12 protein-coding genes are annotated in these 15,159 nt (G+C 37.3%); 11 read left to right on the plus strand and 1 reads right to left on the minus strand.

The genetic code is table 11. The annotated features are described in order from the left end of the window. From ACKI2P_RS07960 to ACKI2P_RS08000, 9 genes are all read left to right on the plus strand, one after another. Nucleotides 1-415 (plus strand): hypothetical protein (locus ACKI2P_RS07960; RefSeq protein WP_407376622.1); only part of this gene is annotated, 415 nt, incomplete at its 5' end. A gap of 9 nt (nt 416-424) precedes the next feature. After that, nucleotides 425-787, plus strand: coding sequence for a hypothetical protein (locus ACKI2P_RS07965; RefSeq protein WP_407376624.1), 363 nt, complete (start codon nt 425-427; stop codon nt 785-787). Then, complete coding sequence (locus ACKI2P_RS07970; protein WP_407376626.1) at nt 784-1,251, plus strand: hypothetical protein; 468 nt, start codon at nt 784-786, stop codon at nt 1,249-1,251. Before ACKI2P_RS07965 ends, ACKI2P_RS07970 begins: the two co-directional genes overlap by 4 nt. Nucleotides 1,252-1,290: 39 nt before the next feature. Continuing rightward, nucleotides 1,291-2,256: a phage tail tube protein gene (locus tag ACKI2P_RS07975; RefSeq protein ID WP_407376628.1), complete on the plus strand. Its 966-nt coding sequence runs from the start codon at nt 1,291-1,293 to the stop codon at nt 2,254-2,256. Nucleotides 2,257-2,334: 78 nt separating this feature from the next. Further along, nucleotides 2,335-2,766, plus strand: a complete 432-nt coding sequence (locus tag ACKI2P_RS07980) for a hypothetical protein (protein WP_407376630.1) — start codon at nt 2,335-2,337, stop codon at nt 2,764-2,766. Nucleotides 2,767-2,773: 7 nt separating this feature from the next. Next, the gene (locus tag ACKI2P_RS07985; protein WP_407376632.1) at nt 2,774-3,040 is read left to right on the plus strand and encodes a hypothetical protein; all 267 of its coding nucleotides are present in this window, start codon (nt 2,774-2,776) and stop codon (nt 3,038-3,040) included. Beyond that, entirely contained in the window at nt 3,033-5,651 is a 2,619-nt protein-coding gene (locus ACKI2P_RS07990; protein WP_407376634.1) for a hypothetical protein, read from the plus strand. The genes ACKI2P_RS07985 and ACKI2P_RS07990 overlap by 8 nt, the downstream gene beginning before the upstream one ends. Before the next feature lie 5 nt (nt 5,652-5,656). Then, nucleotides 5,657-7,891, plus strand: a complete 2,235-nt coding sequence (locus tag ACKI2P_RS07995) for a hypothetical protein (RefSeq protein ID WP_407376636.1) — start codon at nt 5,657-5,659, stop codon at nt 7,889-7,891. A gap of 11 nt (nt 7,892-7,902) precedes the next feature. Then, nucleotides 7,903-8,487, plus strand: a complete 585-nt coding sequence (locus ACKI2P_RS08000; protein ID WP_407376638.1) for a hypothetical protein — start codon at nt 7,903-7,905, stop codon at nt 8,485-8,487. Here the strand turns inward: ACKI2P_RS08000 and ACKI2P_RS08005 are convergent. Beyond that, nucleotides 8,484-8,867, minus strand: coding sequence for a hypothetical protein (locus ACKI2P_RS08005; RefSeq protein ID WP_407376640.1), 384 nt, complete (start codon nt 8,865-8,867; stop codon nt 8,484-8,486). The genes ACKI2P_RS08000 and ACKI2P_RS08005 overlap by 4 nt on opposite strands. A gap of 194 nt (nt 8,868-9,061) precedes the next feature. Between ACKI2P_RS08005 and ACKI2P_RS08010 the strand changes: the two genes are divergently transcribed. Together ACKI2P_RS08010 and ACKI2P_RS08015 are read left to right on the plus strand one after the other, a co-directional pair. Beyond that, nucleotides 9,062-11,959 (plus strand): hypothetical protein, encoded by a 2,898-nt coding sequence (locus ACKI2P_RS08010; protein ID WP_407376642.1) that lies wholly within the window; start codon nt 9,062-9,064, stop codon nt 11,957-11,959. Between the two features lie 2 nt (nt 11,960-11,961). Further along, on the plus strand, nt 11,962-15,123 hold the full coding sequence (locus ACKI2P_RS08015; protein WP_407376644.1) for a hypothetical protein: 3,162 nt from the start codon (nt 11,962-11,964) through the stop codon (nt 15,121-15,123). Nucleotides 15,124-15,159: the final 36 nt, after the last annotated feature.

Here is a 15,159-nt window from a genome sequence, read left to right on the forward strand (position 1 = left end):
ACTTGGATACTGTCCAATATATCCCAAAGAATCTGGCATTATGGCTATGATTAAATTGACTGGTGATGACATCAGTGAGGATTTGCTTGAAGTGTCTTGCAAGAATGCAGACTCTACCATCAATGGGAGGTTATTGATGCACAGTCTACCTACATATGACAATGAATCTGAGGATGTTCCGTCAATGTTGGAGACTTGCGGAAACTATCTTGCAGTTTCGGATATTCATCAGGCACTTGACGGAACTGATGATCGTGCCAGCAATGAAGAGGCCTACTATGACAAGGCAATGATTTTGTTGGATGCGTACATTAAAGAGCAGGAAGACAAACTGGCATTAACTGAACTGAAAGAGAAATCCCCATATGCTCACAGTCAATCAAAATCCTTAAAAGAATTGCACATACCATATTAGGTGGTGTTTATGGAAGCATTGATTGATTCATCAGTATTGATGGAGCATTTGCAAAGCAAACATGATGAAATTCCAGACAAGTTAGGCGAACTGGTGCAGAATGTCAGTAACGTTTACAGGAATTTCGTTGTCCTTGAGGCACCTCGAATTACTGGTAATTTGAAGTCAAGTATTCGTGTTGAAGACGTTGACCAGTTAAGCCGCAGGGTTTACCCTGATGAAGGTCAGGCACCATATGCCATTTATGTCCTTAAAGGAGTAAGAGGCAAGGCTACTGTCGAACCGAATGACTTTATGGGCAGAGGTGCTGAAAGAGGCCGTACTGCCAGTGAAAAATATATCACAGATTTTATTAGTTGGTTGAAACAATGACAGATAATGATTTATTTATTAATATCAGTCTTGAATTGAAACGCAAACTGGAAAACCTAACTGATGATGAAGACAAACCGATATTTAAAAAGGTTTTACTTGGTTTCAATGAAAACAAAGTTAAAATTCAAGGTGATGGTGTTGTGGCAATCTGCTATGTTACCGGTTCAAGTGAATATCGTGAAACATTCGGCAGACGGAACATTCCACAATACATAACCAGCGTAATTGGTTTTGTAGTCAGAGGCAGTGATGAGCAGAAATATCTCAAAGCAATGCGAATCAAAGATTTCCTTCGTCAGACATTAGAGCATGACATGGATTTCTACTGTTTAATCAACAAAGACGGCAAACGAATTGTCCGAAATACATTAATCATGAATACTGCCGTCAGATTCGATGCAATAGCTACAAAAACAGACATATTAGTTGCTTTTGATTTAAGACATCATGTTTACAAATAAAAAAAGGAAAAACTCACGCTATAAAAAGGAGGATTAAATATGGCAAGATATTTCGGTTACAGACCGGAACAAACTTACGGTGTTGAAAACATTGGTGCAGACATTACTTATCTTGAAATGGGAAAATGTAATTTAGACCCGCCAAAAAGTCCAAACCTTGACATTCCAACAATCGAAGAAACTGAATCAAGGATTAAAAGAGGATTATATGCACCCGAAGGAGACTTGGAAATTGCATTAGATATTCCAACAATGATTAATTTCCTGTATATGGCTTTCGGAACACAAATAATCACAGACAATTTATATGAAATGTATCCATTAGCAAGCAGACATGTCAAATCATTCACCGCATACGTAGGAAAAGATGACGGTAACCCAAACGATTATGAACATGTATTTTACGGTGCAGCGATAAGCAAATTATCAATCACATTATCAGATGGAATTGCAACTGCAACAATGAGCCTTGTCTGTCAAAGAGACGGCAAAGCAACATTAAAAACCGAATCACAAATCGACATTGCAGACACATACCCGTTAGCATTCTACGAAGCAGACACCATGATGGGTTCAACCGATTTAACCGCAAGAACCGTCAGTTTCGAATGGGAATTCAATAACAACATATCTGCAAACAGCGGACAGGCATTCGGAAGCATGCACCCATACAGACTGATATCATCAGGAAAAGATTCCACAATCAAATCAGATGTATTCTACGAAGGATACGATTTCCTTGTTAAGTTCTGGGGCGGGCAAAACGGACCTACCTGCAATACAACATATGAAAATTATAAAATCAAATTTACAGACGAACTCGGAAATACATTAACATTATATTTCCCAAAAATAGCAATAGACAGAGCAGCCGCACCAATTGAGGGCAGTGATGAAATCAAACAATCACTTGAATTAAAAGTCCTAAAAGGCAAAACTGCATTGAATAGTGGAGACAACATACGTACAAGTGTTTTAGCAACTGTTGAACTGGCAGATGACTAATATCATTTGTACTATTTTTTTTTAAAATTTTTTCAAAATTATTCTTATTTTTTTATAGATCCAAAAAGGTGAATTACTATGTCAAATATTGAAATGGTTCAAAAGTTATCAAATGGAATTAATGCGGTTGAAAATGTAACTATCGAAACTGAAAACGGTAAACATGATTTCATGATGAGGCCGTTATCAGATGGTGAATTAACACGTTTACAAGTCATTGAAAAGAAACCATACAGCATGACAATGGAATTTAATCCAAATGGTAAACGTGGGAAAACTTCCGACAACAACGAAATGGAATTAGGAATGGGAGAATTTACCGAATCACAGGCCGAAGCATTATATAATGCTGTTGCTTTGAGTTTAAGCGTCGATGGTGAAAAAGTAACTGCCGACGATATTAGAAACATGGATAAGGGAATTCCGGAATTGTTATTCAATGAAGTCATTCGCATATCCACATTGACTGAAAAAGATTTGTCTGCCGTCAAATCCTTTCGCAAATTCTGATGAAGGTTTGATATTGTATAATGTTCATAAAAACGGTGCAAAAATCGTGGACAAGTTATATGATGCCACCAGTTTGCAGAAATATTTCTTGATGCTTATGAGTGGTGAGGATATTCAGTTCATGAATAGTATTGAACATAAACTTGTTGGAATTGCAAAAGGTGTCGGCGTTGAATTTAAAGGCAATAATAGTCGTCGAGGTAGAATGCAATCAAATAATTTCCGTGAACGAATGAAACAAAAACAAATGAAAAGAGGTGTAAATATTGGCTGATACGATGGAGATAATCATTTCGGCCGTTGACAGTGCCAGTGAAGTTTTTCAGTCAATAATCAGCAGCGCACAGGGAATGGCTGATGGAGTCAGTGATGCGATTGAGGGAGCTGGTTCTGATTTCGATACTATTGCAGAGAACGTTGACAGTTTTAGCGATAGTGTTGCGAATGTGGACAGTTCAACATTGGAGGCTTTGGCAGATACTCTTGGAATGGATACGGAGGAAGTTGAAAGACTGATAGCCTCCGGTGCAGATATGGGAACATTATCTGCCGGTTTCAATGAAGTCGCAAGTGCGGCTGACGAATTAGAAACTGAAATACAAGAGGATATCGATGCAATGGAACAGTTAGGAAGTGCTGGAGATGTTATGGCGGCACAGACTTTTATGGACGTTGCAAACGGTATGAAAGACAGTATGCTTGGGATGGCAGACACTGCTGGAACATTCAACGACAGTTTAATGCGTGCCGGACTCGAAGCACAGGGAGCAGGCCACAGTGTTGAAGACATGAAAAATATGGTATCAGAGTTATCCGAAACAACAGGCCGTGCAGGTGGACAGATACGTGAAAGTTTCATCACTGCAACAGCACGTGGAATCACCGATATGGACAGTTTCCAGAAAATGATGGAAGGTGCTGGAGCGCAGGCAACATTATTCGGAACTGACATCCAAAGCATGGCCAATAGTTTCAGCGGTTTGGCTGCAAAAGCCACCATATCTGAAAAATTCATCGCAAACATGGGAATTACTATGGATGAATTAGGTCAGGCAATGGGATTGACAGGCGCAACTGCTGATGAAGTCAAAGCAAAATGGAAAGAATTAGACACAAATCAAAGAGCCGCAGCATTAGGTATGGCTGCAAGTATGAACGAAGGTAAGAATGCAAATGAAGAATACAAAACATCATGGGCAGGATTACAGGAACAGGTGAACATTGCAAGAGGCCGACTTGAAAGATTAGTCGGAAGCGTAATACTGCCGACATTAATTCCTGCAATGCAATTGGCAGGAACCATTTTATCAGGTGTTGGAGACGTCATTCAAGGAGTAATGGGGGGACCATTAGGAGGATTGGTCAGTCTGTTAGGTTCTCTCGGAGGAGCATTCCTGATAGGAGTTTCAGGTGCCGCAGCATTACGGAACATATTAGGATTCCTGAAACTCGAAGCGATGTTTGCAAGTATTGAAACCACCGCATTGACGGTTGCGGAAGTATTGCAGGGTGAAACCAGTATTGCATCGGCAGCAGCGAATATCATTGGTGCAAGTGGATTTGCAGGTTTGGCAACCGCCGCTTGGGGAGCAGCCACAGCAGTATGGGCTGCAATGGTTCCACTGTTGCCGTTCATCGCAGCTGCCGCCGCAGTTGCAATTGCAATATTTGAAGTTGGAAAAGCATTCGGATGGTGGACAGATGTCAGTTCAATGATTGATGCAATCAGTGCAGGTTTACAGAGATTATGGAATGCATTCATTAATCATCCTGATGTACAGGCAGTAATATCTGCAATAAGCAATGCATGGAATAGTTTAATGTCTGCTATTCAAGGAGCAGGTCAAGCTATCATGGAATTCTTTGGAATTAGTACTGGTGGTGATTTCGACATTGTTTCTGCTTTAATACATGCCATCGGTGATGCCTGGAATGCAATCAGAGAACCTATTATGGCAGTGATTGAAATGTATACTACATTCACTTCATCTTTGTATGCATTGGTTACAGGTCAGATGGATTTACAAACTGCTGTGATGAATATTTGGAACAGTCTTGCTACCAATATGCCGGTTATTTTGCAGTTTATTTATACTTATTTGTTGTCTTTTGTTGCTCAGATGGCGGTTTATGCTATTCAAGCAGGTTTAAGTTTTGTGAATGGAATTATCAGTTACATTTCACAGATTCCAGGAAGGGTTTCAACATATCTCACACAGACTTTGACAAGGATTATTTCCATTGGTGCGAGATGGGTTGCTCAGGCAAGGGCTAAAGCATCTCAGTTATTGAATGGTGTTGTGAGCTTCCTTCGTCAGTTGCCGGGTAGAGCATTGTCTGCACTGTTGGGTGTTGTTTCATCAATTGTTAGTGCTGGTGCTCAATGGATATCTAATGCTCGAAGTAGGGCTACTTCTGTTGTGACTGGTGTTGTTAACATATTGACTGGTTTGCCCGGTAAGATTTCATCTGCTTTGAGTGGTGTTGCTTCCGCTATTACAGGACCTTTCAAACAAGCTTATGACAGTGTAGTGGATGTTGTTGATAGCATTAAGTCCAAAGTGCAAGACGGGATAAATGCTATTGGAAATCTGAATAATGCCCGTGGCGGTGAAACTTTTGCAATGGGTGGTGAAACCTCTGTTGATTTCGGTGAATTCTCAAGTGTGGAAAGTAGCAATGCTAAAACTGAGATTGATATTAACCATAACATAGTATTAGATTTGATTAATGTTCCGGCACATATTGAAACTGCTGCATTGATTGAAATGTTAAAAGACCCTGCAGTATTGAATTCATTTGTAAGTAACCCAGATTTCCAAAGTTTAGATGCAAAAGTGAAATCTACTATACAATCAAGGTATAACCGTAGTAGAGGAGTATAATATTTATGAAGAAAATTACTGTTTTACCTGGTGACGTTCGTGGAGGGGGTAATCTTTTATCTCCTCATGTCATCAGTGATTTTGAGAAATATAAATGTGAACTGTCAAAGAAAGGGGATACAGTAAACGATATTCAGAGGACTATATTTGCTCTTGTTCCTGCCGTGACAACTACATTACTTGTTGAAGTTGAAGACAGGCACAATTTAGGTATGTTGAATTTACCGGATGGTACAGTGTGGTTTCCTTATGTTGATACTGGCCGTATCTGGTTTAATTGGAGTCTTTTTGATGAAAACAACAATCCAATAGAGGATTATATCACTCCTTTATACGGGGTTCCGGTTAGTGGTTGTGATACTGAAAGTACTGGTTATGGTTCTAATTATTATGCGATTGACGGTGCTGGTGACTGGATTGTTCAAGGTCAAAACCATGGTGACGCAACTGTAACTCCACGAATCGCAAGTGACAGTTCCAATAAAATAAAACTGGCAGTTGGAAACACAGATTTTAATATTGTTATCGGTGATGAAAGAGTAGGGTACAAAGGAGGCACATCCGTTGATGTAGAAGTCAATTATAGAAATATGGCTTTATCCGGAGTAAAAATCGAATTATTGATTAATGACATAGTCAAATCAATACAAAACGCAAACATACATGGAGAAGCATTATTCACTACTGGAGAATTACTTTCTGGGGCTAACAAGATACAACTAAGAGTAAGTGATGAATATAGTGATGAATTCTACATTCAAGCAGGCTACCCATTAATCACTATCTCCCCAGAGTACAATAAATATTTTGTTGGTCAAAGAGCAAACTACACTATTCTTGTTGAAACTGAAGTAGGGCAAACAACAATGCCTTTATCCGGTGAAGCAGTCACAGTAACTACTCCTGACGGCAGTTTCGTTACTTATACTGATGAACAGGGATTAATCGCTGGTAGTATTATGCCTGCAACTGCCGGGGAGTATAATATTAGTGCTGAGGTGAATGATGTTTTGATAACTAAAAAAGTTGAATATATTGATCCAATTCCTGACAACTTCGAATTATCCATCGATAAGGGAATTATACAAATTGGTGAAACTGCAACATTAACCAGTTTAGTGACTGGTACTATGAACGGTGAAACAGTTGGAGTTCCTGGTGTGGCCGTTGACATTTACCAGGATTTCACACCAGGAATGAAAGTCAGTATTGACAAACCAATAATACAAACTGGTGAAACTGCTACATTCACATGTCAGGTAATAGATGCTGATGATGGAAACATTGTTAAGGCTGCCGATATACCTGTTAGTTTTTATGAGTTTGTGACTGGTTGGGATATGTCCGCAACAAGAGATACTGTAAATCTTGTCCATCCTACAACTGTAATCTCTGCAAAATTGTCAACTGATACTAATGTTCCTATCAGTAACACATCATATACTTTAAAACAGAATGGTGAATTGGTTTATGATGGAATTACTGATGGAAATGGTAAAATTTTCCCATATACTTATTGGTGTGATGGTTTGGGAGAAGTTGTTTTCACACTTGAAGTTACATCCGGCCGATATGCGGGTTTAACTGAAAGTATAACAATTCAAGATACAGGGCTTGTTGAATCTAAATTCAAAATCAAATGGAATGACAATCACGGAGAATGCAATAATCGTTCACCGGTTACAGTTGGTCTATATTTAACTAATGGTGATATGCAGGTGGATTCTGTGACTGTGGACAGTAGCAATGTTAACCCGGATAATCCTGATGAATGGATTGGTGATTTTGGTTTAGTGCCAGGTGCGGTTGACTACTATATACAAATTGATGACATTCCGGTTTATACTTCTAGTATTGATGGTTTTGAAGTGACTATGGCAGAAGTTAATCCGGAAATTCCTGTTAGTGTGGCGATTGTTTGGGATGATGACGATGATGCGGAAGGAGATAGGCCTTTGTCTGTTGTTTGTACTTTATCTGATGAGGGTTCTGTTCGTTTGATGAATTCTAATGGTTATATGGCTACTATGTTAGTGCCGACTTATAAGAATGGTGTGGTGTCTGAGTATAATTGGAGTTATTCTCCATCTGTTGAAGAGCATTATGTGTTAGTTGATATGGATGTAGAGGACAATTTAACTACTTTCACTTTTAGATGGTGGAATCGTCCAATACCTCCGGGCCCTACACCTACTCCGGGTTCAGGTTCTGGGGATTTTGACCCAGTGATAGATGTATGAGGTGATTATATATGGCTAAAAGAAAAATAGCGACAGCAATAACAAATAGTAATGGTATAGCGACAGTTGAATATGAAGGTCAAGGAGTAGGTAAATTAGACTTGCACGGTGAAGTTGAAGGTATATTTCAATCAGAAACATACAGTATTCTTGACACTTTATTTTTTGATGATTGTACTGATAACAGTAAAGCATCATCATATTATAGATACAATAATTCTGTTTCAGAACCATCGTTTGATGAAACTGGAATGTTTGTGGAGAGAACATCAAATGGAAATGGTTATCTGTTCATAGGTCAATCGAACGGAACAGATAATCCTTATTCTTTGAATTTTGCAATTGAATTTGATGTAGTTTCAGTTACTGGCGATGTTCGTTCCGGTCTTGGAAATGGAACATGGGATGTAGTTAGGAATATGTCTGCAAATGACCATTATAAAATTGAATATTACCCTAATAAACAGGTTATAACCAAAAATGGTGGCACTCCAACCGAAAGTGCTAAAACCAATACTGGAAGTTTCAAATGGCAATTGCAATTCGTAGGAGCATCCAGTATCAAAATAAAGAATATCAGAGTATACAGTATTTAAACTGGGTAAATCTGCAAGTCTTTAAATTTAAAGGTGTTGACAACAAGGAAAGTTGCACGAAATGTTGAAGAAAAATCATAAGTATTTGAAACAACTTCAACATCATCTTTGTATATTTTCTCACTATTTGGTGTAACAACACATTTCCAATGTCCTTGACTTAATACACTCCTTGTAGCACCTACTCCATTACAAAATAGTTCAATCTGATTATTTCCAGTAACTTCAAGTATATCAAATTCTATACAAGTATTCTCATTAAAATAAAGAATATCAGATTGTGAATTACTCCTTGCAGTATATAAGTATCTTGTTGCATCAGATGTTATTTTTTCTACAATAGAGCCATCTGAACCTCTTGTTACTGATGTTCCTATCATATAGTAAATATCGTTGTGATTTCCAGTACCCTCTAATGCTTTGTCATAATATTGACAATCCAAAACATCGTATGTTTCTGATTGAAATATACGTTACTACCAAATTTTCAAATTATTTTATTTTTTTCATAATTTTTTTTTAAATCTAAAAAAACCCATTTATAAAAAAAAACTCATATGAGGTGATAAATAAAATGCCATCCGTAACCGCCTACCCAAGCACAATAACCCAAACCTCCGGAGGAAACTTCCAAACCTTCTCCAACCTAAACAACCTAAAAAATGCCAGCAACACATATGCAAAAACAGGGAAAATCGCAGGCAAAACAGGAACAAAAAAAAGACCATCAACAATAACCTGCACCAATTTCCAAATATCCCTACCCGTAGGTGCTGAACCAACAAGCATAACAATAGAATATGCACATCAAAAACTTGATGATACAAAAGACAAATACCCAAGCATTGCAGCACCAACAATACACCTAAAAAACAGTGGAGTATCACCAGTTACATATGTGACAAAACAAGGTTCTACACCAACAAAAGATTTACTGGCAAAAACTGCAACATTCAACGGTAAAGTGCAGGCAGAAACAGTAGTAGGTACAACTACACAAACAGTCAACGGAATAACAACAACTGTTCCTAAATTCAAAACAACAACTGTATATTATGATATGCCTTCAAGAAATGCAGTGCAAAGCAGCAACTTTGGTGTTGTAATAGATTATCCTGCAAATACAAGTGCAAACACCGGATATTTACAATTAAAATACATTCGAATCAAAGTAAACTACAAACTAACAACTTATGGTATATCAGTATCAAAAATGAGCTCTGATGATGTTTATGCAGATACAACAATGGGATTTCAAGTTGAATTAACAAATATTAATCAAACTGCATATGCAACGAATGTGCTAATAACGTTGCCACCAGGAACGGTAATTGATTCAGTAACAGGTAATGTTGGAGATTTCATTCAATGGGATCAAAACCAGTATGTCTGGAAACCTCCTCAAAGTAAGGATTTCACAACAAGACAATTATTACTATTCTTAAAATTCACAGAAGGAAACAAAACTATAACTGTATTAGAAAAACTGAACAATACAACTTCTCATGTTGATTTTACTGTATATCCTCAGAGAATTTACAGTTCAAGCAATGACAATTTGTTTGGTGCAGAAAGCATACTGTACAGTTTTGTTAATACTGAATTTACTCTTCCAATCAAGTTGGCAAAGGATTTCATAGAATCAACAGATTTAACTGCAATCTACATATTCAACGATAGGCAGATGACAGTAAACGGTTTTGCAAGGCCGGATAACGGTTCAACAGCAATAAGTTTGCAAGATTTTGATGAAGATGGATACTGTGAAGTGCCGTGTTCATGTCCGAACGAGGGAGAATATTTGATTGGTTTAAACACTTCATCCGAATCTCCGGAAGCTCCAACATTCCTGCTTAGAATTGCTCCAACAATGGGAAGGCAGTTAGAAGTTGCAATACTTGAATTATCCGAAGAAGAAACAGACCGATTAGGGGATGGTGAAGTATACACCGTTAATACTGACCTGATATTGTATAGTGATGAAACCTATTATTATCATGATTATTACCGTAATGATCGTATAGGTGTAGTCAATACCATTGCAGAAACAGATGATAAAACAGCAATATTAAATGCCTGTAACCATTTCAGTGATGGAATGACAACAATTAACCATTGGGAAGAGAAGAATGTTGAATTCACATATGACAAAACCTACCCAGTATACATACTTTTTGTTGGAAATGCGATAAATGACCCTGATTATGAAAAAACTTCAATCAACTTCACCCATCCTAATCTGTTCCTTTCCGAAGATGAATATACTCCGGAAGTTTGCATACTACCTACTCCATTAGAGAACCTTATTAATGACAATGGGATTGCAAGTGTTGATGTGCCTATTCGACAATCAACAAATCAGATTATTTTCAAAGAGTTAGGGTTTGATCAGGATTTCGGTACAAATGAAAATTATGCAATAAGAGGGTTAGGATTGATACTTGAATGTGAATCCAACGGGCAGATTGTTGCAAATGCGAAAATTAAATCCCCATCGGGCCTTGTCGGTCAACAAAGTACTATCATAACTCCTAACAAAAACATATTTTATATTGGTGGGGAGTATGACTTATGGGGATTTAATATATCGAATATGGAGGATTTATCTGATTGGACAGTAGAATTGAATTTCGGTAATGTTTATTCCAATAACGAATCAAAAACTATCCATATTGAGATGACAAGTCTTAAAATAGTAGCATATTACTTGGAAATGGATAATTCGAATGTTCATCAGATATATGTTGAAGATGAAAACCTTGAATGGTACAATGTTTTCATAAAAGATTGGAAGTCACCATCAGGTATTAAGACAAATGTTAAATACTTGAATGTTGACGGCACTGACATTAACGATGCGACAAATCAAACAATCAAAGAGAAAGAAATTGAAATCGAGTTTGATATTGATGGATGCGATTTGACAGAATCAACTTCAATGCTTCAACAGGTAACAAGATTGCTCACAAACAAAAGGAATGAATTAAACAAACCAATTCCAAAGATAGTGAGGTCAAGTTTCGAACCTAACGTTTTCTATGAATATATCCTGGAGGAGGGAATTGACGCTCAAATCAAAATCAGCGGTTATGAATGCAAAGTAAAACTAACCGTGCCCGCCGGAACAAATTATGCAATTGATGATACTGTTACTAATGCAAGCGGTGTAGTGAACAGTATTGCAAGAGTAAATCCAACTATAATTGTAGTGCCTCAGGCAGATACTATTGAACTGCTTGAAGAGCATTCCGAACAGAAATTCCAAGCCGGCCGCAGCGATTGGATTGGAAAATATGTTGAAATCGATTGTGAAAACCGTATTGTATGGTTAAGAGAGAATGAAGAAGATGAACCAGTCAATATATCTTCATCAGCTGATTTTAATGTGGATTGGTTTAATCTTGATGGAGCATACAACTTCCTGCCTTCAAACTGCATAATACAGACAGTAACATTCACAGAGAGGGGTTAAACATGACAAATATAATAGTGTTAAGTAATGATGAAAAATTCATTACTTATTTAGACCCTGACTTGGTAGATATAACTGAAACTTTTGAGAATGGCCTCAGGTCAATTAAGGTGACTTATAATGTGAATGATATTGTTGATGCAAAAATCTATTTCAAAATAGGGAATAAACTTTTCATAACTGGCAGAAAGAAGATACTTGAAGATTGTTTGTATGTCATTGATACCCCAGTAAAAAGGGATATTTACAAAGAGAACAATTTTGAATTCGAAGCCGAAGAAGTTTTAGTTGAATTGAATTTTGCTCCTTATTTCAGTCAAACAGAATTAACTGCAAACAATGGTTTTAGTCTTTACACTGTCAATGGGGAGCAATCAGTAAAAGTAAACTATAATGCTTTAAAATACTGGTTCGGATATTACTTCAATATTGGAGTAGTGCAAGATTGCATAAGCGACTATGTCAGTAAAGTAGTAGTGTCCGGTACAATGTCATTAATGACTCTTTTAAGATACATAGAAGAAGAAACAGGCAATGTATTCGTAACAAGATATGAAAAAGACATACTTGACAATACCATCCACCGTTACCTTGATTTCTTAAATCCAGTAAGCCAAAACAAAAACTGGGAATGCAACTTTGAATATGACTTCCAGGATAACGAAAGTTTACCGGAGTATGATGAAGATGACCAACCAACAGAAGAAGACCCTGATGAAGATGTCTATGAAGAAGATGACATAGTTGAATTTGCAGACATTGAAACAATACGCAATCTCAACCCAGAAACACTTCAATTCAGATTCACAGACAAAAACGGGAATATAATTCATGACAATTCCCTGCCTTCACAGGATATTGTTTGGGATGCCTACAACTGCGGGTTAACTGAAGAATCAAAAAATGTCATTATTCGTATGGTGTACCGTTCAGGTCAACTTGGAGTGAAAGTACACAACAAAACCTACACTGTCTATGATACAAATGATGCCGGTGTAATTGAACATAGTTATGTCACTATCGATAATGATCCAACTAACAATTATAACTGCACAGTTCCTTCACCCGCATATTTTGAGTTTTATGATACTGCAAGCAAAAGAGTAATCTTCCGCAGATTAATCTCTCCGATTTTAAATGAGGTTCATGAAGACATTCTTGATTTGGGTTATAATGTGGAAAACATTAGTTTTGAAACTGATGAAACAGAAACATATACCGCAATTTCACCAGTGTTGTCAGTATCACAGGACAGTACCAGTTTATCCAGAACAGATTTGAATAAAGTGATTACTGCCTGGAAAAATTTAGCGGTTAATAAAGGTGATACTGTTCCAATGGTTGTGCAAAAAATCACACAAAACGGAAGTTCACTATCAGATGCAAAATCTGCGTTAGGAACATTCGATTTATCTTCAAACTACTGGAAAAGACCAATCAAACCAACAGACAACACCGACAGTGAAACCAAATCGTACGAATTTTGGAGGGGAACAGCATACTGGAGAGCCCCATTCACAAAAAATGCCGGTGAAATGCACGTCAGTTTAGATACTAAAAACAACATTGAATATAGTGACATCAGCTACAGGCCAGATATGAGAAATGACAAAGGAATAGCAAAACTGGATAAAATCGGCCCAGTTGAAACTTCAGATGAAGATGTATACGCAATTTATAATGCAGTCTGCATGAAACTGAAAGACAAAAAAGACCCAAAATTCAACATCACAGTAGATGTAGCAAACCTAAAAAACGGCACTTTCAATGATTATAACGTGCATGATAAGGTCTATGTAAAACTTCCTGGAAGTGAAGAGTTAGTAACTGCCGAAGTTGTGAAAACAGTTAAAAATTTACACAACATTGCAGAGAACAAAGTTGAACTTGGCAATTACAGCATTAACACTAAGGAAATCACAAAAGAAACCTATATTGATGCGGATAATATCAATTTCAAATATCCTAAAAGCAAGAAGTTATCAGCTACATTGAAAAATGCAACAGATGACAATGACAAACTTTCAGGAAAACTTGTTACATTTACACTCTACAAAATAGAAAATGGAACATCCACACTAACAAAAAAAGTGTACAGTAAAAAAACAGACAGTAACGGAATTGCAAAAATCACATGCAAATACAATCCTGGTGAATATGAAATACAGATCCGTTTTGGTGGAGATGCTGAATACAGTGAATGTGCAATGAATGTTCAAGTATCTGTTGGCGGAACAAAACAAGTCAAAACAAAAACCACAACAGGACAAAAGGCAAAAACAACACAGAAAACAAAATACAAAACTGTCACACAATACTATGACAAATACGGCCGTTCACCAGACAAAAAAACCATCATGGCAATAGGCCTACCCTCCAGGGCAAGTGAAAACAGCAAGTACGGATACAGATTCATGAAATCCATATTTGAAAACAAATGCCCCGGGTGCGGAAAAAGAACCTTGATGTGGGGATGGAACTTCGGAACATACTTCAGAGGCCGAAGAGAAGGCGGAAGTTATGAAGGCCACCTATTCTGTGACAATCCAAACTGCGATATGGATTTCAGTACAATCAATGGGGAAAATCATAACGGAAGCGGAAGGCCAAAAGTCAAAAGAATAAAAGCCCCAGTAAAATCAAGCAAGGCCGAAGCTCAAAAATTGAAAAACGGCAAAATGGTTTATGGTACAAAGAAAATTAAAATTAAAGAAAAAAACAATACCAGTAACAAAAACCGTGTAGTCAAAGGAACTGTTAACAGTTACGTTCATAAAAAAGCATTATCAATCGTGGGAAACAGTGTTGGCCGTGCAGCAATGAAAAAAATATGTGCCTGGATGGATGCACACATACATTATCATGGTTACAACAACTTCTGCCGTTCAGCAAAAACAAGTTTGCAACGTGGAGGATGTAACTGCTGTGACGGTACAAGATTATTTTTTGGATTGTGTGATGCTGCTGGTTGTACTGAATACTTCAAATATGAATATATTCATGTATACGGTCATGTCTACGCAAAAGTAACAAATAAACAAACAGGAAATTATGTTTGGGTGGACAGTGCAAGTGATGTTCATGGAATGTGGAAATATATCTGTATTGATTACAGAGGTAAAGGAATCATACATAAAACAGAATATCCAAGATTGCCATTTTAGATCATTATGAAAAATGTAATTACTGTGCATGATGGC

Origin of the sequence: Methanobrevibacter sp., from assembly GCF_045541095.1 — an archaeon.
GTDB lineage: Archaea > Methanobacteriota > Methanobacteria > Methanobacteriales > Methanobacteriaceae > Methanocatella.